This is a genomic window from Undibacterium sp. Ji42W (genome assembly GCF_049340405.1).
GTDB lineage: Bacteria > Pseudomonadota > Gammaproteobacteria > Burkholderiales > Burkholderiaceae_D > Undibacterium.
On sequence record NZ_JBMPOV010000001.1, the window covers coordinates 16,094 to 37,163 of the forward strand.

Annotated in this window: 21 protein-coding genes; 20 read left to right on the forward strand and 1 reads right to left on the reverse strand. The window is 49.3% G+C overall.

Annotated features, from left to right (window positions below):
- The first annotated feature begins 28 nt into the window (after positions 1 to 28).
- Entirely contained in the window at positions 29 to 367 is a 339-nt protein-coding gene (locus ACO0LG_RS00060) for a hypothetical protein (protein WP_423022130.1), read from the forward strand.
- 55 nt (positions 368 to 422) lie between these two features.
- Here ACO0LG_RS00060 and ACO0LG_RS00065 read toward each other — a convergent pair whose 3' ends face one another.
- A complete protein-coding gene (locus ACO0LG_RS00065) occupies positions 423 to 869 on the reverse strand; it encodes an Lrp/AsnC family transcriptional regulator (RefSeq protein ID WP_423022132.1) in 447 nt (148 codons plus the stop codon).
- A 169-nt stretch (positions 870 to 1,038) separates the two neighbouring features.
- On the opposite strand from ACO0LG_RS00065, the gene ACO0LG_RS00070 reads away from it, so the two are divergent.
- From ACO0LG_RS00070 to ACO0LG_RS00160, 19 genes are all read left to right on the forward strand, one after another.
- Complete coding sequence (locus tag ACO0LG_RS00070) at positions 1,039 to 2,130, forward strand: saccharopine dehydrogenase C-terminal domain-containing protein (RefSeq protein WP_423022134.1); 1,092 nt, start codon at positions 1,039 to 1,041, stop codon at positions 2,128 to 2,130.
- A 144-nt stretch (positions 2,131 to 2,274) separates the two neighbouring features.
- On the forward strand, positions 2,275 to 3,786 hold the full coding sequence (locus tag ACO0LG_RS00075; RefSeq protein ID WP_423022136.1) for an aldehyde dehydrogenase family protein: 1,512 nt from the start codon (positions 2,275 to 2,277) through the stop codon (positions 3,784 to 3,786).
- A 134-nt stretch (positions 3,787 to 3,920) separates the two neighbouring features.
- A complete protein-coding gene (locus ACO0LG_RS00080) occupies positions 3,921 to 4,217 on the forward strand; it encodes a helix-hairpin-helix domain-containing protein (protein ID WP_423022138.1) in 297 nt (98 codons plus the stop codon).
- Positions 4,218 to 4,320: 103 nt separating this feature from the next.
- Entirely contained in the window at positions 4,321 to 4,803 is a 483-nt protein-coding gene (gene iscR / locus ACO0LG_RS00085; RefSeq protein WP_423022140.1) for a Fe-S cluster assembly transcriptional regulator IscR, read from the forward strand.
- Between the two features lie 16 nt (positions 4,804 to 4,819).
- Positions 4,820 to 6,073: an IscS subfamily cysteine desulfurase gene (locus ACO0LG_RS00090; protein ID WP_423022142.1), complete on the forward strand. Its 1,254-nt coding sequence runs from the start codon at positions 4,820 to 4,822 to the stop codon at positions 6,071 to 6,073.
- Positions 6,074 to 6,131: 58 nt separating this feature from the next.
- A complete protein-coding gene (gene iscU / locus ACO0LG_RS00095; RefSeq protein WP_186951509.1) occupies positions 6,132 to 6,527 on the forward strand; it encodes a Fe-S cluster assembly scaffold IscU in 396 nt (131 codons plus the stop codon).
- A 49-nt stretch (positions 6,528 to 6,576) separates the two neighbouring features.
- The gene (gene iscA, locus ACO0LG_RS00100; RefSeq protein ID WP_423022144.1) at positions 6,577 to 6,900 is read left to right on the forward strand and encodes an iron-sulfur cluster assembly protein IscA; all 324 of its coding nucleotides are present in this window, start codon (positions 6,577 to 6,579) and stop codon (positions 6,898 to 6,900) included.
- Between the two features lie 11 nt (positions 6,901 to 6,911).
- On the forward strand, positions 6,912 to 7,415 hold the full coding sequence (hscB, locus tag ACO0LG_RS00105) for a Fe-S protein assembly co-chaperone HscB (RefSeq protein ID WP_423022146.1): 504 nt from the start codon (positions 6,912 to 6,914) through the stop codon (positions 7,413 to 7,415).
- Between the two features lie 73 nt (positions 7,416 to 7,488).
- The gene (hscA, locus tag ACO0LG_RS00110) at positions 7,489 to 9,354 is read left to right on the forward strand and encodes a Fe-S protein assembly chaperone HscA (protein ID WP_423022148.1); all 1,866 of its coding nucleotides are present in this window, start codon (positions 7,489 to 7,491) and stop codon (positions 9,352 to 9,354) included.
- A gap of 47 nt (positions 9,355 to 9,401) precedes the next feature.
- Positions 9,402 to 9,740 carry an ISC system 2Fe-2S type ferredoxin gene (gene fdx, locus ACO0LG_RS00115; protein WP_423022150.1) on the forward strand — a complete coding sequence of 113 codons (339 nt, stop codon included), beginning with the start codon at positions 9,402 to 9,404 and terminating at the stop codon, positions 9,738 to 9,740.
- A gap of 33 nt (positions 9,741 to 9,773) precedes the next feature.
- Positions 9,774 to 9,968, forward strand: coding sequence for a Fe-S cluster assembly protein IscX (gene iscX / locus ACO0LG_RS00120; RefSeq protein WP_423022152.1), 195 nt, complete (start codon positions 9,774 to 9,776; stop codon positions 9,966 to 9,968).
- Positions 9,969 to 10,233: 265 nt separating this feature from the next.
- On the forward strand, positions 10,234 to 11,847 hold the full coding sequence (locus ACO0LG_RS00125; RefSeq protein ID WP_423022154.1) for a sensor histidine kinase: 1,614 nt from the start codon (positions 10,234 to 10,236) through the stop codon (positions 11,845 to 11,847).
- Between the two features lie 142 nt (positions 11,848 to 11,989).
- Positions 11,990 to 12,784: a thymidylate synthase gene (locus ACO0LG_RS00130; RefSeq protein ID WP_423022156.1), complete on the forward strand. Its 795-nt coding sequence runs from the start codon at positions 11,990 to 11,992 to the stop codon at positions 12,782 to 12,784.
- A gap of 17 nt (positions 12,785 to 12,801) precedes the next feature.
- Positions 12,802 to 13,284 (forward strand): dihydrofolate reductase, encoded by a 483-nt coding sequence (locus ACO0LG_RS00135; protein ID WP_423022158.1) that lies wholly within the window; start codon positions 12,802 to 12,804, stop codon positions 13,282 to 13,284.
- A 7-nt stretch (positions 13,285 to 13,291) separates the two neighbouring features.
- The gene (locus tag ACO0LG_RS00140) at positions 13,292 to 13,861 is read left to right on the forward strand and encodes a DUF4337 domain-containing protein (protein ID WP_423023252.1); all 570 of its coding nucleotides are present in this window, start codon (positions 13,292 to 13,294) and stop codon (positions 13,859 to 13,861) included.
- Between the two features lie 18 nt (positions 13,862 to 13,879).
- A complete protein-coding gene (locus ACO0LG_RS00145; protein WP_423022160.1) occupies positions 13,880 to 14,668 on the forward strand; it encodes a MipA/OmpV family protein in 789 nt (262 codons plus the stop codon).
- 329 nt (positions 14,669 to 14,997) lie between these two features.
- Positions 14,998 to 17,268, forward strand: coding sequence for an Orn/Lys/Arg decarboxylase N-terminal domain-containing protein (locus tag ACO0LG_RS00150; protein ID WP_423022162.1), 2,271 nt, complete (start codon positions 14,998 to 15,000; stop codon positions 17,266 to 17,268).
- A gap of 158 nt (positions 17,269 to 17,426) precedes the next feature.
- Complete coding sequence (locus ACO0LG_RS00155) at positions 17,427 to 18,353, forward strand: flagellar brake protein (protein WP_423022164.1); 927 nt, start codon at positions 17,427 to 17,429, stop codon at positions 18,351 to 18,353.
- Positions 18,354 to 18,571: 218 nt separating this feature from the next.
- Positions 18,572 to 21,061, forward strand: coding sequence for a DUF1800 family protein (locus ACO0LG_RS00160; RefSeq protein WP_423022166.1), 2,490 nt, complete (start codon positions 18,572 to 18,574; stop codon positions 21,059 to 21,061).
- The last annotated feature ends 9 nt before the right edge of the window (positions 21,062 to 21,070 follow it).

The window sequence follows — 21,070 nt, forward strand, 5'->3', positions numbered from 1 at the left end:
GGTAGCACTTATTTATTTGCGGGCAATCATGTTAAAAAAATCCATATTCTTGTGCGTGCTTTCTTCTACCTTGTTGGCGGGAATTGCCTTTTCGCAAGATTTTATGTTTACGCCGTCGGTTCCTACCCCGAATGAAGATCAGGACAAAACAACGGAAGTCATGCAAGAAGCACTGGCGCAGACAACGGCAATTCCTGCACCATTGCAGCTGGACCGAAGCGGAGTTGACCGCGCATCTGTGCATTTACAAATACTACAGCAATCGAATCAGCGCTTTACTGACAATGCGCAGCCAGTGCCTGCAGCGGCTAAAAAGACGGCTTCAGAAGATAAAAAATCGCAAGCCAAGTCTGCAAGCAGTACTTAATCTTCCCTACCCAGCCGAATTGACATTACCCACATTATTCGGCTCTACCGCTTCCCTACAGCGATCCGCGATCTATCCTCTTGCTCAGTATGACCGAGGTTGAAGTCTGCCTGACGCCATCGAGCGCTCCTATTTGATCCAACAGCTTGTCCAGAGTTTCCGTATTACTGCACCTCAAAGTCAGCATATAGTCAATTGCGCCGCTGACTGCGCATAAGGTTTCAGTTTCTGGTAACTGCTGCAAATATTTAATCAACCCGGCAGCGTAGCGCGCCTCGACCGATAGCCCGACATAAGCCCTGACAGCAGGCTGCACCATTTTTTGATTTAACTTCAAGCCATAACCGGCAATGACGCCGCGCTTTTCCAGTGCCGCAATGCGGGCAATCACCGTCGTTCGCGCTATGCCTACCGATTTGGCGATGCTGGTCACCGGCAAGCGTGCGTTATCCATCAGCAAGGCCAGGATTTTGTCATCTATCTCGTCAAGATCAGGTTTCATATCGTCATTATGTCTAATAATTTAGACATATTATCTCGCAAATACACAATATGACGATAACTTTGCTGCTATTAACTGACAAAACTAAGGCCTAGACTTCCGTATCAATCTTGCATTTCCTTTCGTAAGAAACCATAACAAACCACAACAATTAGATAACGGAGACTATATGGCAACTAAATTAATTCTTTTGGGCGCAGGCAAAATTGGCGATGCGATTCTCAATTTGCTGTCCCATACTGGCGATTACCACATCACCGTAGCAGACCGCGACCTGGAACGCTTAAAATATGTAGAACAGGCCGGCTTCCCAAATACCCGCATCGTCCAGGCTGATCTGGGTGATAAAGCTGCAGTTACGGAATTGATACGCGGTCATAAAGTCACCATGTCTGCTTGTCCGTACTTTTTAACACCCATCATCGCTGGCGCAGCGCGTGAAGCTAATTCCCATTATTTTGATTTGACTGAAGACGTGGAAAGCACACGCATCGTCAAACAACTGGCTGAAGGCGCAGATTGCGCCTTCGTGCCACAATGCGGCCTGGCTCCAGGCTTTATCTCCATTGTGGCCAATGATGTGGCCAAGCGTTTTGAAACCCTGCGTGACGTCAATATGCGCGTCGGTGCCCTGCCTACCTTTCCTAACAATGCACTCAAATACAATCTGACCTGGAGTACTGACGGTCTGATCAATGAGTATTGCAACCCTTGCGAAGCGATTGTCGATGGCGAATTGCGTGAAACCGCGGCACTGGAAGAAATCGAGCATTTCTCCCTGGATGGCATAGACTACGAAGCCTTCAATACTTCCGGCGGTCTGGGTACGTTATGCGAAAGCCTGGAAGGCAAAGTACAAAACTTGAACTACAAGACCGTGCGCTACCCTGGTCACCGTGATATCGTCAAAGTATTGATACGCGATCTGCAACTGGGCAAACTCGAGCGCCGCCCGATTTTGAAAGAAGTTTTGGAAACAGCTATTCCCATGACCAAGCAGGACGTGGTACTGGTCTTTGTCAGCGTTGTTGGAATGCGCGATGGTCGCTTGGAACAAGAGTCTTATGCCAAGAAAATCTATGCGCAAAAAGTCAATGGCCAATTGCTGTCAGCCATACAGTTGACAACTGCCTCTGGCATTTGCGCCATGGTTGATCTGGTGGTCACTGCCAAATTGCCACAGCATGGACTGGTGCGTCAGGAGCAAGCTGTTTTGGCTGATTTCCTGGCAAATCGCTTTGGTCAATACTACGCAGCATAGTCAACTGGCATTGCTGAACTGGGCATAAGATCACTGGCACAGCTACAATACTGCCACGGCATTGAGCCTATCCAATAAACTGCTTAAATACAGGCTTTCCAAAAGAAAGCCTGTATGTGCTAAAAACGTACCGAGGCAAACAAGATGGAAAACACCACTTTGCAAGTAATCCTGAAAGAGCTTGATATCAATTTAAACGATTATCAAGGTAGCGATATTCACAGCATTTCTCCTATAGATGGCAAAAATCTGGCCAGCCTGCGTGCCGACACAGCCGCTGAAGTCAAACAGCGCATAGACCGCGCCCATGCTGCATTTTTGCAATGGCGCAATATCCCGGCTCCTCGCCGCGGAGAACTGGTACGCCTGTTTGGTGAAGAATTGCGCACGCACAAGCTGGCACTGGGCCAGTTGGTGACGCTGGAAGCAGGCAAAATCCTGCAAGAAGGCCTGGGCGAGGTACAGGAAATGATCGATATCTGCGATTTCGCTGTTGGCTTATCGCGCCAATTGTATGGCCTGACTATCGCCTCTGAGCGTCCTGGCCATCGCATGATGGAACAATGGCATCCGATAGGTGTAGTAGGTGTGATTTCTGCCTTCAATTTTCCGGTTGCCGTTTGGGCATGGAATGCGGCACTGGCTTTTGTTTGCGGTAATAGCGTGACATGGAAACCTTCTGAAAAAACGCCACTGACAGCCATCGCTACCCATGCCCTGTTCAAGAAGGCCGTTGCCCGCTTTGGCAGCGATGCCCCGGCAGGCCTGGCAGAACTGATCATAGGCGGGCGCGATACTGGCGCGCAAATGGTAGAAGACAAGCGTATCGCCCTGGTCAGCGCCACTGGCAGCACCCGCATGGGCCGCCAGGTTGCCGAAGTCTGCGCCAAACGCCTTACACGCACCATTCTTGAACTGGGTGGCAATAACGCAATGATCGTGGCGCCTAGTGCCGACCTCGAAATGGCTGTCCGTGCCATCACTTTCTCTGCTGTTGGCACGGCTGGTCAACGCTGCACTACCCTGCGCCGTTTGTTCGTACATGACAGTATTTATGACACACTGGTGCCGCGCCTGAAGAAAATCTATGCAGGCCTGCCAGTTGGCAACCCCCTGGAAAAGAGCACTCTGGTCGGCCCATTGATTGATGCCAGCTCTTTTGATGCCATGCAAAGCGCATTGGCGATTGCAAAATCGGAACAAGGCCAGGTATTTGGTGGTAATCGCATAATCGTTGCTGGCAATGAAAACGGTTTTTACGTCAGCCCGGCTCTGGTGGAAATGCCAGCCCAAACAGCATCCATGCACCATGAAACCTTTGCGCCTATCATGTACATCGTGCGTTACAGCGATTTGCAGCAAGCCATCAGCTTGAATAATGAAGTACCGCAAGGTTTGTCATCTTCCATCTTCACTACTGATCTGCGCGAAGCTGAGACGTTTGTTTCTGCTGCGGGCAGTGACTGCGGTATCGCCAATGTCAACATCGGTCCATCTGGTGCTGAAATTGGCGGTGCATTTGGTGGTGAGAAAGAAACTGGCGGTGGCCGTGAATCTGGTTCTGATGCATGGAAAGCCTATATGCGGCGTTCCACAAACACTTTCAACTACAGTAATTCATTACCGTTAGCACAAGGCATTAGCTTTGATATTTGATTCAGACCAAATGAATTAGCGCTATTTAGCTTTAAGAAGACCGCCTTTAGGCGGTCTTTGACTTTATAAGAGCAGAAAATCGTTTTAGAATTTCATATTCAGCGACTCGAACATCCGGAGGAATAAAAAGATTTATGAAAAAAGCACTCACTTGCACTGACATCAAGCAATTGGAGCAACTACCAAATGTTGGCAAGGCAACGGTCGCCGACTTGCACTTGCTGGGCATTACTAAGCCACAGCAGTTAAAGGGGCGAAATCCATACCAGATGTATGATGAGTTGTGTGCCGTGACCAAAATCAGGCATGACCCCTGCGTCTACGACGTTTTCATTTCCATAGTAAAATTCATGGATGGCGAACCGCCTCAGGCATGGTGGCATTACACAACTGGGCGAAAAGCTCACCTGGCATCTCCCTCCTCACTATAAGCCTATTCCTGACAAAATTACTCAAGTTTGCTATACTTGACTAAAATGCTCAACAACTCAGGGCATTCGGCTTTTCTTGCGTGGAGTATCCCCGGAGTAACATATGCGACTGACCACTAAAGGACGTTTTGCCGTGACGGCAATGATAGATTTGGCTCTGCGCCAAGATAAGGGACCAGTGACCCTGGCTGGCATCAGCCAGCGCCAGGACATTTCCCTGTCTTATCTTGAACAGTTGTTCGGAAAACTGCGTCGCCATGAAATCGTTGAATCCGTGCGTGGACCTGGCGGCGGCTATAATCTTGCCCGCAAGGCACAAAATGTCACCGTTGCCGATATTATCATCGCAGTTGACGAGCCTCTCGATGCAACACAATGCGGTGGCAAAGGCAATTGTCATGGCAGTGATCATGAAAATGGCCTGCATTGCATGACACACGACCTGTGGGCGACGCTGAACGCCAAAATGGTCGATTACCTGGATTCTGTTTCACTCCAGGATCTGGTCAATCAGCAAAGACAGAAAGCATCAGAAAATCATGTAGTCGTCATGCACCATACGCATGTCAGCCACACTGCCTCTTGAATATTTGGAGTTTTGAATGAACGCCCCTTTGGAACAAAGCCTGCTGGACACACTGAAGTCACCGCATTTCCCTATCTACATGGATTATTCGGCGACGACGCCGGTTGACCCTCGTGTTGCTGACAAGATGATTCCTTTCCTGCGTGCGCAATACGGCAACCCTGCCTCACGTAGCCACATGTATGGCTGGGATGCAGAAAAAGCGGTGGAAGATGCGCGTGCGCAAGTGGCTGACCTGGTCAATGCCGATCCGCGTGAAATCATCTGGACTTCTGGCGCAACAGAAAGCAACAACTTGGCACTCAAGGGTGCGGCAAACTTTTACAAGGCCAAAGGCAAGCACATCATCACGGTAAAAACCGAGCACAAAGCAGTGCTGGATACGGTACGCGAACTGGAACGTCAGGGCTTTGAAGCTACCTATCTGCAGCCTGGTGATAATGGCCTGATTACGATAGAGCAGTTGAAAGCAGCTATCCGTCCGGACACCATCCTGGTATCCGTGATGTGGGTCAACAATGAAATTGGTGTCATTCAGCCCATCGCTGAAATTGGTGAGTTGTGCCGCGAAAAAGGTATCGTATTCCATTCCGATGCAGCCCAGGCAACTGGCAAGGTTCATATCGATCTGGAAAATACCAAGGTTGATCTTGTGTCTTTCTCTGCCCATAAATCCTATGGTCCGAAAGGCATAGGCGCGCTGTATATCCGCCGCAAGCCACGCGTACGCCTTGAAGCACAGATGCATGGTGGTGGTCATGAGCGCGGCTTCCGTTCTGGCACGCTGGCTCCCCACCAGATCGCCGGCATGGGCGAAGCCTTCCGCATCGCCAAAGAAGAAATGGAAAGCGAACTGGCGCACGTACGCGCCATGCGTGACCGCCTGGCAAAAGGTTTGCAAGAAATTGAAGAGACCTATGTCAATGGCGACATGGAGCACCGTGTACCACACAACTTGAATGTGAGCTTCAACTATGTTGAAGGCGAATCCCTGATCATGGCGATCAAGGATATTGCAGTATCGTCTGGCTCTGCATGTACCTCTGCCAGCCTGGAACCGTCGTATGTACTGCGCGCACTTGGCCGCAGCGATGAACTGGCGCACAGCTCAATACGCTTTACTATCGGCCGTTTCACGACAGAAGAAGATATCGACTTTACGATAGACTTGCTGAAGACCAAGGTTGCCAAGTTGCGTGAATTGTCCCCTCTCTGGGATATGTACAAGGACGGTATTGATATCTCTACTATCCAGTGGGCTGCGCATTAATTCAATTTTGAATGCGCATTTGAACAAACGCATTTGAACAAATTCAAGGAGCATCAAAATGGCTTATTCTGAAAAAGTGTTGGATCACTATGAAAACCCACGCAATGTCGGCGCTTTTGAAAAAGGCGATGACACCGTAGGTACGGGCATGGTCGGCGCGCCTGCTTGCGGCGACGTCATGAAGTTGCAAATCAAGGTGGGCGCTGATGGCGTTATCCAGGATGCAAAATTCAAAACTTACGGTTGCGGCTCAGCGATTGCCTCTTCTTCCCTGGTAACTGAATGGGTCAAGGGCAAGACACTGGATCAGGCTTTGGAAATCAAGAACACGGCAATTGCTGAAGAACTGGCACTGCCACCGGTCAAGATCCACTGCTCGATCCTGGCAGAAGATGCGATCAAGGCTGCTGTGCTGGATTACAAAAACAAGCACAGCGCTGAACAAAGTGCCTGAATCAAGAAAACCGGTAACAAAAGTTTAGCAGCAAAAAACTGGAATAAATATGGCTATTACACTCACAGAAAAAGCGGCAAAACATGTGACCCGTTACATGGAACGTCGCGGCAAAGGCATAGGCCTGCGTTTTGGGGTACGTACAACCGGCTGCTCGGGCATGGCTTACAAACTTGAGTATGTGGATGAAGTCGGTAACGAAGACCAGATTTTTGAATCACATGGCGTCAAGGTATTTGTTGACCCCAAAAGCCTGCCGTATATTGATGGTACCGAGCTGGATTTTGCCCGCGAAGGCTTGAACGAAGGCTTCAAATTCTACAACCCCAACGTCAAAGACGAATGTGGCTGTGGAGAAAGTTTTAGAATTTAAGGCTGGCACAGATGCAGAATCATTTTGAGCTGTTTCAGCTGCCGCAGCAGTTTGCACTTGATCAGGGACAACTGGACGCAGCTTACCGCGAAGTGCAAAACCAGGTGCACCCGGACAAGTTCGTACAAGCCAGCGAAGCTGAAAAACGCGTCGCAATGCAATGGGCAACCAGGGCAAACGAGGCCTACCAGACTCTGAAAAAGCCACTCAAACGTGCACGCTACCTATGCGAATTGCAGGGTGTGGATTTACAAACAGAATCCAACACTTCCATGCCTGGCGCATTTTTGATGCAACAGATGGAATGGCGCGAGTCCTTTGATGAGGCACGTCAGGACAATAATGAAGCCGCCTTGCTACGTCTGGAGCGCGAACTTAACAGTGCACTAAGAACGCAATTGCATGCCGTTGGCAACTCGATAGACTTGGGTAATTTTGAAGAAGCTGCGCTGCAAATCCGCACCTGCATGTTTCTGGAAAAATTTATTGCCGACATCGCTGCGCTCGAAGAGTAGTTTCGAATAACCCGGCAAATCTGGCTATGCTGATTTGCCTTTTTTAGATGCTTAGCCATCTCCCCATTTCATCATGGCATTACTGCAGATTTCCGAACCTGGCATGTCCACCGCTCCACACCAGCACAGGTTGGCAGTAGGCATAGATCTGGGCACTACCAACTCCCTGGTTGCAACCGTACGCAATAGCATTCCTGAAGTATTGAATGATGAAGAAGGCCGGCCTCTATTGCCTTCGGTAGTACGCTACCTGCCAAATGGCCATGCTCATATTGGCTTCAAGGCGCTGGCGGAGCAAACCAATGACCCCAGGAATACCATTGCCTCGGTCAAACGCTTCATGGGCCGGGGATTGAAAGATATCACCTATGCTGAAAATCTACCCTATGATTTTCATGATGAGCCTGGTATGGTGCAGATCAAGACTGTGGCTGGCATCAAGAGCCCGGTAGAAGTATCGGCACAAATTCTGGCTACGTTGCGTCAAACCGCAGAAGATGCTTTGGGCGATGATCTTGTGGGTGCCGTCATTACGGTTCCTGCCTATTTCGATGACGCCCAAAGACAGGCAACGAAGGATGCCGCCAAACTGGCAGGCTTGAATGTCTTGCGCCTGCTGAATGAACCTACGGCAGCAGCGATCGCCTATGGACTCGACAACGCATCTGAAGGTGTATATGCCGTGTATGACCTTGGTGGCGGCACGTTTGACATCTCCATTTTAAGAATGAGTAAGGGCATTTTTGAAGTCCTGGCTACCGGTGGTGACTCAGCCCTGGGTGGTGATGATTTTGATCACCGCCTCTTTTGCTGGATCTTGCAGGAATCCAAACTGGCACCGCTCTCCGACGAAGCCACCAGCACGCTGATGGTGAAGGCGCGCGAAGCCAAAGAAATTTTATCGAGCAAGCCCAGCACTTTTATTGATGCAAAACTGAATTCTGGCGAATCTGTCCATTTGCAGATCAGTGCAGCAGCATTCGCCGAGATGACGCAAAATCTGGTAGTAAAAACCACCACGCCTTGTCGCAAAGCCCTTCGTGATGCCAGCCTGACGGTAGATGATATCGACGGTGTAGTACTGGTTGGTGGCGCCACACGCATGCCCCATGTACGCAAGGCAGTCGGTGAATTCTTCCAGACCACTCCGCTGGCAAATATTGACCCTGACAAAGTGGTGGCGCTAGGCGCAGCAATTCAGGCGAACCTGCTGGCGGGCAACCGCGCGCCTGGCGATGACTGGCTGCTGCTGGATGTGATCCCGCTTTCGCTGGGCGTCGAAACCATGGGTGGCCTGGTTGAAAAAGTCATCCCGCGCAATTCCACCATCCCTTGCGCGCGCGCGCAGGAATTCACTACTTTCAAGGATGGACAGACCGCCATGGCCGTCCACGTAGTACAAGGTGAACGGGAACTGGTGAGTGAATGCCGTTCGCTGGCGCGCTTTGAACTACGTGGTATCCCGCCCATGGCTGCTGGCGCAGCACGCATACGTATCACCTATCAAGTCGATGCCGACGGCTTGCTGTCTGTATCAGCACGCGAACTGCGTTCTGGCGTAGAAGCGGCGATTACCGTCAAACCATCATACGGCCTGGCCGATGACGACATCACACGCATGCTGCAAGATTCTTTCACGTCAGCAGATGCCGACATGCAGGAACGTGCCTTGCGCGAAGAAGCTGTGGAAGCCGAGCGTATCCTGCTGGCCACGCAATCTGCCTTGAATGCGGATGCGCAACTGTTGGATGATGCCGAACAGCTACAGATCAAAGCCTTGATGGAACTGGTTGCAGGCCTGAAGGATGGCAAGGATCACCAGCTATTGCATGAAGCCATCGACAAGCTGGCACAAGGCACGGAAGAATTCGCAGCGCGCCGCATGGACAAGAGCGTGCGCAGCGCACTGGCCGGCAAGAAGCTCGATGAGATTGCCTGATATTGCAACAGCATCAAATACTAAAATACTGAATTGACGAGAACAACATGCCACAAATCATAGTCCTGCCCCACCCCCAGCTTTGCCCAGAAGGTACAGTGATAGATGCGCCAGAAGGCAAATCACTTTGCGAAGCACTAGTTGAAAGCGATGTAGAGATTGAACATGCCTGCGAAATGTCGTGCGCCTGCACCACTTGTCACGTAGTCATTCGCGAAGGATTCAATTCGCTGAACGAATCTACTGATGATGAAGAAGACTTGCTGGATGCGGCCTGGGGCCTGGAATCCACATCCCGCTTGTCTTGCCAGGTCAAACTGGGCAAGCAGGATATCACGATAGAAATCCCCAAGTACACGATCAACCACGCGCGCGAAAATCACTAACAACGAATAGTAATTACATAAGTGGAGCTCAACATGAAATGGACTGATACCTTCAGAATCGCTGAAGCACTCTGCGATAAATTTCCTGACATTGATCCACTTACAGTACGATTCACTGACTTGCACAACTGGATCGTTGATCTGCAAGAGTTTGATGACGACCATACGCGGGGCGGTGAGAAAGTATTGGAAGCAATACAGATGGCGTGGATAGAGGAAGCCAAATAATCTTCTCTTCTACTTTCATAAATTGCATATCTTAGACACAACTCTTACACAACAATTTGCCCTTTTTTGGACAATTGAACACACTGAGTGAACACTCAAGAATCATATCTTGCCGAAACGCAAAAAACCTTTTAGTATTTTAGAATTGTTTGTGCGATCATCAAGCATGGTTGTTCATGCCTGATCTGTATATGAATGTCTTGTGGAAGTATATTCTGCCCCACCTGACTATACCTTCCGGGAAGTGTTGCACAAGGACCTCGCAATGCAGTTTCGACACCTTTTATCCGCGCTACGCCGCCGAATCACGCTAAGACTGGCGATTATTCTGGCCGTTGTATTCGGATTGACCGTCCCCGCTGCCATACTCATCCCTTATCACCTGCATACGATAGAAACCGCGGCCCAGCTCAGGAACGCAGAAGATCATAATCGCCTGGTCGAAATTCTGTCCGTTATCTTGAGCGAACCACTGTGGCAAATCACGCCTGAGATCGCCAATATTTCCAGCGAAGTGGTGTACTCTGACCCCAGGGTGGCCACTATAGAAGTCATTACCCTGCCCGACCGCAAAGAGTTCATCAAGAACGATACCCGCAAACAAACCCAGAAAGGCCCATTCACCAGCATGGTCAGAGAGATCAAGCATGGTGGCCAGGTCATAGGCCAGGTCAGGCTTACCCTGGCAGAAGATTTACTGCGGGAAAGCCTGGCATCAGATTTTAGGCGCTATGTGACAACTGCTGTACTTTCACTGATACTGGCCATCTTGTTTATCCTGGTGGTTTTGCAGTGGCGTTTGGTACAACCGGTCAGAATATTGATGGGCGAGTCGGACAGACTGGCGAATGGCGAACTGAACGACCCAATTGCCTTGAACCGTGAAGATGAACTGGGTCACCTGGCAACCAGTCTCGAAGCCACCCGCCAGGCTTTGCAAAGATCATTTGGTGAACTGGAAATCAAGAATCAGCAATTGCTTGAATACTCAGGCACACTGGAGTCCAAGGTCCGTCAGCGTACACAAGAACTGGAAACAGTCAACCAGAACCTGGAAGCCGCACTGAATAATGTGAATTCAGCACAAGCAGAATTGGCAAGGGTAGAACGTATGGCTGCATTGGGTTCCATGGTCGCAGGCGTAGCGCATGAATTAAATACCCCGTTGGGTAATTGCCTGCTGGTAGCCAGCACCCTTGAAGAAGAAACGCGCAATCTGGTCAGAATGGTCGAAGAAGGCAAGATGAAGCGTTCTGACCTGACACGCTATGCAACCACAGCTGTAGATTCCACCAAATTGCTGCTACGAGGACTGCAACAGTCTGCCCATCTGGTTGGTGACTTCAAACAGGTAGCCGTTGATCAGTCCAGCGCACAGCGCCGGCAATTTGCCCTGCTGGTCATGCTGCAAGAACTCACTGCTCTGCTGCACTCAAGCTTGCGTAAAACTCCTTTCACGCTGGAACTTGATATTCCTGGTGAAATACAGCTAGACAGCTACCCAGGTTTGCTAGGTCAGGTGTTCACCAATTTGGTCAATAATGCAGTTGCTCATGGTCTCGAAGGACGTGAAGAAGGTCATATGCGCTGCACTGCGACGCAACAGGGTGACCATGTCCTCATTATTTTTGAAGACAATGGCAAGGGTATTTCAGCAGAAATCATTAACAGAATATTCGAACCCTTCTTTACCACCAAGTTTGGTCAGGGTGGCAGCGGCCTGGGACTGAGTATTACTTTCAACATTATCTCCAATGTACTCGGCGGCACTATTCATGCAAGCAGCATAGTCGATCAGGGCACCCGGTTTGAAATCAAATTGCCACTGGTAGCACCCGGTGAACCGGAATCCAGCAACCCCCTGTTGAGCAAACGCTAAACCAATTAGCCCGGATCTCAAAAAGCTGGCTCATTGCCTCAACTAAGTCAGTCTCTCTACAATCTCCAAGTGTTTTTTCCTGCCCTAAGGTATACTGCCGCCTTAGATAAGATAGCAACTAACATAGCAATTTATTAAGCCCATGCATCAATACCTTGACTTCATGCGCCATGTGAAAGAACACGGCACCCAAAAAACTGACAGAACCGGCACTGGCACAGTGTCAGTCTTTGGTTACCAGATGCGCTTTGACCTGAGCAAGGGCTTTCCACTGGTGACAACCAAGAAGCTGCACCTGAAGTCTATCGTGCATGAACTGATCTGGTTTCTGGCAGGCTCCACCAATATCAAATACCTGACAGACAATGGCGTCTCTATCTGGAATGAATGGGCAGATGCCAATGGCGATCTTGGCCCGGTTTATGGTTCACAATGGCGCAACTGGCCTACACCTTCTGGTGAACACATAGATCAGATCAAACAAGTGATAGAGCAGATACGTAATAACCCTGATTCGCGCCGCCTTATCGTCTCTGCCTGGAATGTTGCTGACATACCGCAGATGAAGCTGCCCCCCTGCCATATGATGTTCCAATTCTATGTCGCTGACGGCAAACTATCTTGCCAGTTATATCAGCGCAGTGCCGATATCTTTCTGGGCGTGCCTTTCAATATCGCATCTTATGCCTTGCTGACCCATATGGTGGCGCAACAAACCGGTCTGGAAGTTGGTGATTTCATTTGGACTGGTGGCGACTGCCACTTGTATTCCAATCACATGGACCAAGTTAACGAACAATTATCTCGTAACACTTTGCCATTGGGGCAATTGGTCATCAAACGCAAACCTGAATCCATCTTTGATTATCAATTTGATGATTTTGAGTTTGCGAATTACCAATTCCACCCTGCGATCAAAGCACCTGTTGCTGTTTAAGTCCTGGATTCATGAGCATGTCATCTTTAAGCATTATTGTTGCAACCGATTCCAAGCTGGGCATAGGCATAGATAATAAATTGCCCTGGCATTTGTCCGAGGATCTTGCCCACTTTAAGCGGACCACCACTGGTCACGCCATTATCATGGGCAGAAAAACCTTTGAATCCATAGGGCGGGCGTTGCCAAACAGGCGCAATATTGTAGTCACGCGTAATCATGACTGGCATCATGCAGGCGTGGAAACTGCGACATCACTTGATGCTGCCCGCGCCTTGCTGAATGATGATCTGGCTTACATTATTGGCGGTGCCGAGATTTATCAGCAAAGCCTGGATCTGGCCAATGAACTGGTCGTGACTGAGATACAACAGGAATTTGCATGTGATGCTTTTTTCCCTGCTATCGATCCACTACTATGGAAAGAGACAGGAAGAGAAACACATTACTCAGAAGCAAGTCATTTACATTTTGCATTTGTCACTTATAAAAAGATTTAGGATTACTATGTCAGGACACGGTTTTCATGTACACGGACCACATGATCATGAATTGGAGCACGCGGCCCACAGCAATGATGATTTCGCCAGCAAGATTGCAGTAATGACTGCCATTATGGCAACTGTAGGCGCTTTGTTTGGCTACGAAGGTGGTGCAACACAGAATGATGCAGCCATGCACAAGAACGATTCTGCCATTAAAAAGACAGAAGCATCGAACCAATGGAATTTTTATCAGTCAAAATCCAACAAGCAAAACCTGGCAGAATTGGCAATGGTTATTCCCGGAGCTGATGCGGCAAAATACAAGGCAGAAGTCGAGCGCTACAAACTAGAAAAAGAAGAAATCAAGAAAAAAGCAGAAGCCTTGGAAGAAGAAAGCAAAGCCTGGGAAAAAAAATCTGAGGAAGCGCTGCATCAACACCACCGCTGGGCTCAGGCAATGACGGCAGTGCAAATTGCCATTTCGCTGGCAGCAATTACCTTGCTGACCAAGAAAAAATGGCTGCAATATGCTTCCTATGGTGTCGCTGGCGTTGGTGTTGTATTGGCGGGACTAGCCTGGCTGCACAAATAAAATAGAATGAGAAAAATAATGAAAAAAATACTGGGTATCACATTATTGGCGGTGACCTGCTCAGCAGGAGCGCAGACCTCGCAATTCGTGCAACTGGTTCCCACTAGCTACCTGCCCAAGGATGTGAATTTCTCTCTGGGTGCTGTTGCGCTCAGTATGCCCAAATACACTGGCTCTGATGAGCGTCGCCTGGCTGCTTATCCCATGTTTGATGCGCAATGGAAAAATGGCGCATTCTTCAGCGCTGTGAATGGGCTGGGCTATAACTTCTCCAAAGATGCAAGCCTGCAATATGGTCTGCGCATGTCGCTGGAAGCTGCGCGTGATGAGTCACGCTCGGGCAAATTGCATGGCCTTGGTGATGTCAACACCGCGATTGAGCCTGGCGCTTTTCTGAATTACAACATAGACCAGAATTTTTCTCTGGCATCTTCCGTGCGTTATGGCTCAGGCCTTGACCATAATGGTGTCCAGGTCAGCTTTGGTGCGCGTGCGACCACTTTATTGAGCCCGCAGCACAGGCTCTCTGCCAGCATAGGTGCCAACTGGGTTAATTCTGCCTACATGCAGTCTTACTATGGTGTGACTGCGGCACAATCCTTGTCCAGCGGCTATGTACAATACACTCCATCTTCAGGCATTTCCGATATCAAACTTGGTGCCAGCTGGCATTGGAATATCGACAACAACTGGTCACTGACGACCGGTGCTTCAGTAAGCCGGTTAAATGGCGATGCAGGCAGGAGCCCCTTTGTTTTTCAGAGAAACCCTGTCACGATTTTTTCTGCTGCAAGCTATCGCTTCTGACGACTCGCTTCACAATGCCTGAACTGATAAAAGAGTGTTTGCAAAAGCACTCTTTTTTAATTTATGCAGTAAGCTAAACGAAAGCATAAAGACAATGATTTGTTGAATAAAATTTATCGCAGCAGCCATTTGACAATGCAAGATATGGTGTGATTACTGATTTGATGACAATCACATGAAATTTTGCATTTCATGTCAGAATTCTGCGATTTTTTCACATCAGCCCCCACATATCTGAGAGAATTCGCTTCTTTGAATTTTCGGCGCGCAAGCGGTTGATTTAACTTGCCCAGGCGTCTCCCTTGTAACAAGCTTTTTTGGAGACCTCCATGAAATTCCGCTTCCCCATCGTCATCATCGACGAAGATTTTCGTTCTGAAAACACTTCTGGCCTCGGCATACGCGCGCTCGCAGATGCCATAGAGACCGAGGGCATGGAAGTACTGGGTGTAACCAGCTATGGTGACTTGTCCCAGTTTGCCCAACAACAATCACGCGCCTCTGCCTTTATCCTGTCGATTGACGATGAAGAATTTGGCGACGGCACCGATGAAGAGACAGATTACGCTCTGAAGTCCTTGCGTGCATTCGTTGAAGAAATTCGCTACAAGAATGCGGACATCCCGATTTACCTGTACGGAGAAACCCGCACTTCCCGCCATATCCCGAATGATATCCTGCGCGAATTGCATGGTTTCATTCACATGTTTGAAGACACGCCAGAATTCGTGGCGCGTCATATTATTCGTGAAGCACGCTCTTACCTGGATGGCCTGGCACCGCCGTTTTTTCGTGCGCTGGTGCATTACGCCAATGATGGCTCTTACTCCTGGCATTGCCCGGGTCACTCAGGTGGCGTGGCCTTCCTGAAGTCACCGATAGGCCAGATGTTCCACCAATTCTTTGGTGAAAACATGCTGCGCGCCGACGTATGCAATGCGGTAGAAGAATTGGGGCAATTGCTCGATCATACTGGCCCGGTTGCTGCGTCCGAACGCAATGCAGCACGCATTTTCAATGCTGATCATTGCTACTTCGTGACCAATGGCACTTCGACATCCAACAAGATGGTCTGGCATTCCACGGTTGCACCTGGCGATATCGTCGTGGTAGATCGTAACTGCCATAAATCCATCCTGCATTCCATCATCATGTGTGGTGCGATACCTGTTTTCCTGATGCCTACACGGAATCACCTTGGCATTATCGGCCCTATCCCGCTGGAAGAATTCAGCATGGAAAGCATACAGAGGAAGATAGAAGCCAATCCTTTTGCGCGAGAAGCGAAGAACAAGAAGCCGCGCATCCTGACCATCACGCAATCAACTTACGATGGCGTGTTGTACAACGTCGAAGTATTGAAAGACTTGCTGGACGGCGAAATCGATACCCTGCACTTTGACGAAGCATGGTTGCCGCATGCGACTTTCCATGACTTTTATAAAGACATGCATGCGATTGGCAAAGACAGGCCGCGCGCTAAAAAGTCGATGATTTTCTCGACCCAATCGACGCATAAACTGCTGGCTGGCATTTCACAGGCATCACAAATTCTGGTGCGCGAATCTGAAACACGCAAACTCGACCGTGACAGCTTCAATGAAGCTTATTTGATGCATACCTCGACTTCTCCGCAATACTCGATTATTGCCTCTTGCGATATCGCAGCAGCCATGATGGAAGCGCCTGGCGGCACGGCGCTGGTAGAAGAATCCATCCTTGAGGCGCTGGACTTCCGCCGCGCCATGCGCAAGGTAGATCAGGAATGGGGCAAGGACTGGTGGTTCCAGGTCTGGGGGCCAGAAGAATTCTCTGCCGATGGCATAGGTTCACGCGAAGACTGGATGATACGTGCCGAAGATGACTGGCATGGTTTTGGCAAACTGGCGCCAGGCTTCAATATGCTGGATCCGATCAAGGCTACCATTGTCACACCAGGCCTGTCACTGGAAGGTAAGTTTGGTGAAACAGGCATTCCTGCCTCCATCGTTACCAAATACCTGGCTGAGCATGGCGTGATTGTTGAGAAATGCGGCCTGTATTCCTTCTTCATCATGTTCACCATCGGCATTACCAAGGGCCGCTGGAATACCTTGCTGACTGCCTTGCAACAGTTCAAGGACGACTACGACAAGAACCAGCCTATGTGGCGTATCTTGCCGGAATTTGCTGCGGCAAACCCTCGCTATGAAGGCGTGGGCTTGAAGGATCTTTGCCAGGGAATACATGAAGCCTACAAAGGTCATGACGTGGCACGCTTGACAACAGAGATGTATTTGTCTGACATGCAACCGGCGATGAAACCATCTGATGCCTTCGCCATGATGGCGCACCGTGAAACTGAACGAGTGTCGATTGATGAACTTGAGGGCCGTGTTACCGCGATTCTGTTGACGCCCTACCCGCCAGGCATTCCATTGCTGATTCCTGGCGAGCGCTTCAATCAGACTATTGTTGATTACTTGCGTTTCGTGCGTGATTTCAATGAAAAATTCCCTGGTTTTGAAACTGATTGCCATGGTCTGGTCAAAGCAGAAATCGATGGCAAGCGTGGCTATTTTGTCGATTGCGTCAAATCCACGGCAGAAAGCGGCAAATAAGGCATCATTAAAAACCTTAGTCTTTGAGTCTGACCGAGCACTTATTGCCATTCCCTGGTAATAAGTGCTTTTTATTATACAAACGCACAACAAGACGCTTAGTTTGCTCCAATTTTCGATATACAATCAACCGATAATCATGATTATGGATACAGGCAATGGGTGGTGCAACAGGACTGATGCCGATCAAGCATACGGAAATCAGCGTAGGTCAGACTGCGCCTTGGCCTATTTATGATGAACAAGGCCATCTGTTGATGGCATCTGGTGTCAAAATTGAGAGTCAGCACCAGCTCGAAGGTCTGCTTGAACACGGCTACTGCAATCCCGATGCCATGTGGGACAGCATCCCATCAAAACTCACGCCCATTTCCAAACCAGTTTCATCTCAATCTGCATCTCCTGGTTCCAGCCCTGCTCCGCAAGACGCACACAAAGATGTACTGATGGAACTGGACAGCGTACGCTGGAATGTAGGCGAAACCCTGTATCTGCAAGTCCATGACCATACCGCTGTGCGCTACACAGTGAAATTGATCGGTTTTGTCAAAAATATGTCCATTATGGTGACTGCACCGGCCATAGATGGTAAAGCGGTCATCATTCGTGACGGACAAACCTTCATCGTGCGGGCATTTCCTGGCAAAAAGGCTTATGCCTTTACCGCATCAGCCATTAAATCTGTTTATTCGCCCCACCCTTATCTGCATATTTCTTACCCCAAGCAAGTTCGTTGTACGACCATACGCCAGGGTTCACGCGCCAATGTCAAAATCATTGCGTCCGTCACGATCGGCGATCCCGAGCAAACCGCAGCAGCTACGCTGGGTGACTTGAGCATGGGCGGTGCTTCCGGCGTGATGAAAAAAGTGGTCGGCAAAAAAGGAGATGTGGGCACCATTAAATTCAAAGTCAGTGCGGCAGGTAACGATGAATACCTGAGTCTGAATGTAATACTGCGTTCGCAGGCCCCCACTGAAAACGGTCTGGAATACAGACACGGATTTGAATTTATCGATGTATCTGCTCAATCCAAACTCATCTTGTCAGCGTTTGTTCATCAAACGCTGGCCGAGATGGATTAGGCATTACCATTAATTTCAATTAACTTGCATTTGCATATAGACACAAAATCTACAATTAAGAAATTAATACCATAACAATTACATCTGCTTACCTTTGGTGGGCATTTATGTGCTGCTTCACTGATTTGTTACACTTTTTGGTGCTGTGATTTTAGGGCATGGATTAAAATTGGCTTTCCCAAATGGAATTGTCTGGGGATGAACTTTCAGGAGTGACCATGCCGCTATTCAGGCTTAACACCATCAAGCATTGTTTGCTTGTTTTATCCGTTTTTGCATTGAGCTCATGTGGTGGCGATCAAAAAGCCAACACATCTTCTGGCGAGGTTACGCCGGCTCCTCCTACGGTATTGGAGCGCCTGTTTGCGCCCGCGCCAGTGATCACCAGTACCACAATCAGTTTTGGCAGTAATCGCTCAAATTATGCGATTTCCCAGACCAGCACCGGTTATTCAGTCAAAGATAATATTGGCACTGATGGCACGACCGATGTCAACTCCAGCATTCAGCAATTGATATTTAAGGATGTCTCGGTCAATCTGCAGATTGCCAGCTTGTCTTCCAGTATTGCTGCTAATGACCTGAATAACATCATTGAGCTATACATCTCCTATTTCAACCGCATTCCTGATGCAAATGGCCTGGCCTACTGGATCACTCAGTTCAAAAATGGCATGTCCATAGAAAAAATTGGGGATTCGTTTTACATTGCAGCCATACAAGATGCTACATTGACGGGTTATGCACCCGATGCCAACAATGTTGATTTCGTCACCAATGTTTATCGCAATGTATTAAGCCGCTCCCCACCAGACAAAGCAGGGCTGGATTACTGGACGAGCAGCCTTGCCAATGGCACTGTGACGCGCGGCATAGTCGTGCGCTCCATGCTAATTGCCGCCCATGGTTATGCTGGTGATGCGGTCAATGGCTGGGTCAGCAGCCTCCTCGACAATAAAATCAATGTTGCCAAGAACTTCGCCATTCAGCAGGGCTTTACCTATCTTCGCACAGAAGATTCCATCACCAAGGGAATGGCGCTGGCCTCTACAGTCACACCAACAGACTCCAGCATTGCCAATGGCATGATACAAGCCTTGGTGGGCTTTCAGTCGAGCAACAATGCCAACGCACCCACTCCTGCACAGGCGTCACGCTTCCTGGCGCAGGCCAGTTTTGGTGCGAACAGTTCTGACATCAATAACCTGGCGAATAGCAGCTATAGTGCCTGGATAGACAAGCAGCTGGCCATGCCACAAAAATTGCACCGCAGTTATATGGATGCGCAAGCTGCCGGCTTCATCAATGGCTTGAGTGATTTAAGTCAGAATAACTTCTTTGAATCATTTTGGCAGCAGGCAATTAAAGGCGATGACCAATTAAGACAGCGCGTCACCTTTGCCCTCTCACAAATATTTGTGGTGTCCTTCCAGGACAGCAATGTAGCTAATTACCCGCGTGGCGTTGCGAGCTATTACGATACGCTTGGGGCCAATGCCTTTGGCAATTTCCGTAACTTGCTGGAATCAGTCAGCTTGCACCCCATGATGGGCAATTACCTGACTTCCTTGCGCAATCAAAAAGAATCCGGCACCCAGGTCCCAGACGAGAATTATGCGCGTGAAGTCATGCAGCTCTTCACCATAGGCCTGTATCAGTTGAATCAGGATGGTACTTATGTCATGAACGGCGGTAAACCAGTTGAAACCTACTCCAGTACAGATATCCAAGGTCTGGCCAAGGTATTCACCGGGTGGAGCTGGGCAGGCCCGGACAAGAGTGATAACCGCTTCTTTGGCGGCAATGCAGACGCCAACCGTGACTGGTTGCCGATGCAAAGCTATCCCAAATACCATTCAGTTTCAGCCAAGACTTTCCTGGGTGTGACTATTCCGGCACAGTCACCAGCCAATCCCGAAGCGAGTTTGAAAACGGCGTTGGATGCACTGTTCAATCACCCAAATGTTGGCCCTTTCATAGGCAAACAGTTGATACAACGCCTGGTCACCAGCAACCCAAGCCCCCAATATATTTCCAGGGTTGCGGCAGCTTTCAACAACAATGGCTCAGGTGCCAGGGGTGACATGCGTGCCGTCATCAAGGCGATTTTACTGGACAATGAGGCACGCAATGACACCACCCTGGCCTTCGCCAATACTGGCAAACTCAGAGAGCCGGTATTACGCCTGGCGAACTGGATGCGTGCATTCAATGTGAGCTCCACTTCCGGCCGCTTCCTGATGACCAGCATGGACGATCCCCTCAGCGGTTTGTCAGAAACACCGATGCGCTCGCCAACGGTATTCAATTTCTACCGCCCTGGTTATGTACCACCAAATTCAGGTATCGCCAGCGCAGGTCTGGTCTCGCCAGAAATGCAAATCACAGGTGAAACTTCAGTCGTCGGCTACCTGAACTTCATGCGCGATGTTATTCCAAACGGCACGGGTTCATCGCGTGACGTTAAGGCGGATTACAGCAGCCTCATCAACCTCGCAGCAACGCCGGATCAATTGCTGGATCAATTGAACCTGACCCTGATGTCAAACCAGATGAGCAGCAACTTGCGCAGCCAGATCTTGACGGCAGTCAATTCGGTAACGATACCGTCCAACAATACAGCCAATGCGGATGCAGCGAAGAAGAATCGCGTCTATCTGTCGATTTTCCTGACTATGGCCTCACCTGAATATCTGGTCCAAAAATGAACGGGATCT

What these genes read in the sequence shown, in the direction of transcription:
- ACO0LG_RS00060 (WP_423022130.1), top strand. Translation starts at nt 29, where the DNA reads ATGTTAAAAAAATCCATATTCTTGTGCGTGCTTTCTTCTACCTTGTTG.
- ACO0LG_RS00065 (WP_423022132.1), bottom strand. Translation starts at nt 869, where the DNA reads ATGAAACCTGATCTTGACGAGATAGATGACAAAATCCTGGCCTTGCTG.
- ACO0LG_RS00070 (WP_423022134.1), top strand. Translation starts at nt 1,039, where the DNA reads ATGGCAACTAAATTAATTCTTTTGGGCGCAGGCAAAATTGGCGATGCG.
- ACO0LG_RS00075 (WP_423022136.1), top strand. Translation starts at nt 2,275, where the DNA reads ATGGAAAACACCACTTTGCAAGTAATCCTGAAAGAGCTTGATATCAAT.
- ACO0LG_RS00080 (WP_423022138.1), top strand. Translation starts at nt 3,921, where the DNA reads ATGAAAAAAGCACTCACTTGCACTGACATCAAGCAATTGGAGCAACTA.
- iscR (WP_423022140.1), top strand. Translation starts at nt 4,321, where the DNA reads ATGCGACTGACCACTAAAGGACGTTTTGCCGTGACGGCAATGATAGAT.
- ACO0LG_RS00090 (WP_423022142.1), top strand. Translation starts at nt 4,820, where the DNA reads ATGAACGCCCCTTTGGAACAAAGCCTGCTGGACACACTGAAGTCACCG.
- iscU (WP_186951509.1), top strand. Translation starts at nt 6,132, where the DNA reads ATGGCTTATTCTGAAAAAGTGTTGGATCACTATGAAAACCCACGCAAT.
- iscA (WP_423022144.1), top strand. Translation starts at nt 6,577, where the DNA reads ATGGCTATTACACTCACAGAAAAAGCGGCAAAACATGTGACCCGTTAC.
- hscB (WP_423022146.1), top strand. Translation starts at nt 6,912, where the DNA reads ATGCAGAATCATTTTGAGCTGTTTCAGCTGCCGCAGCAGTTTGCACTT.
- hscA (WP_423022148.1), top strand. Translation starts at nt 7,489, where the DNA reads ATGGCATTACTGCAGATTTCCGAACCTGGCATGTCCACCGCTCCACAC.
- fdx (WP_423022150.1), top strand. Translation starts at nt 9,402, where the DNA reads ATGCCACAAATCATAGTCCTGCCCCACCCCCAGCTTTGCCCAGAAGGT.
- iscX (WP_423022152.1), top strand. Translation starts at nt 9,774, where the DNA reads ATGAAATGGACTGATACCTTCAGAATCGCTGAAGCACTCTGCGATAAA.
- ACO0LG_RS00125 (WP_423022154.1), top strand. Translation starts at nt 10,234, where the DNA reads ATGCAGTTTCGACACCTTTTATCCGCGCTACGCCGCCGAATCACGCTA.
- ACO0LG_RS00130 (WP_423022156.1), top strand. Translation starts at nt 11,990, where the DNA reads ATGCATCAATACCTTGACTTCATGCGCCATGTGAAAGAACACGGCACC.
- ACO0LG_RS00135 (WP_423022158.1), top strand. Translation starts at nt 12,802, where the DNA reads ATGTCATCTTTAAGCATTATTGTTGCAACCGATTCCAAGCTGGGCATA.
- ACO0LG_RS00140 (WP_423023252.1), top strand. Translation starts at nt 13,292, where the DNA reads ATGTCAGGACACGGTTTTCATGTACACGGACCACATGATCATGAATTG.
- ACO0LG_RS00145 (WP_423022160.1), top strand. Translation starts at nt 13,880, where the DNA reads ATGAAAAAAATACTGGGTATCACATTATTGGCGGTGACCTGCTCAGCA.
- ACO0LG_RS00150 (WP_423022162.1), top strand. Translation starts at nt 14,998, where the DNA reads ATGAAATTCCGCTTCCCCATCGTCATCATCGACGAAGATTTTCGTTCT.
- ACO0LG_RS00155 (WP_423022164.1), top strand. Translation starts at nt 17,427, where the DNA reads ATGGGTGGTGCAACAGGACTGATGCCGATCAAGCATACGGAAATCAGC.
- ACO0LG_RS00160 (WP_423022166.1), top strand. Translation starts at nt 18,572, where the DNA reads ATGCCGCTATTCAGGCTTAACACCATCAAGCATTGTTTGCTTGTTTTA.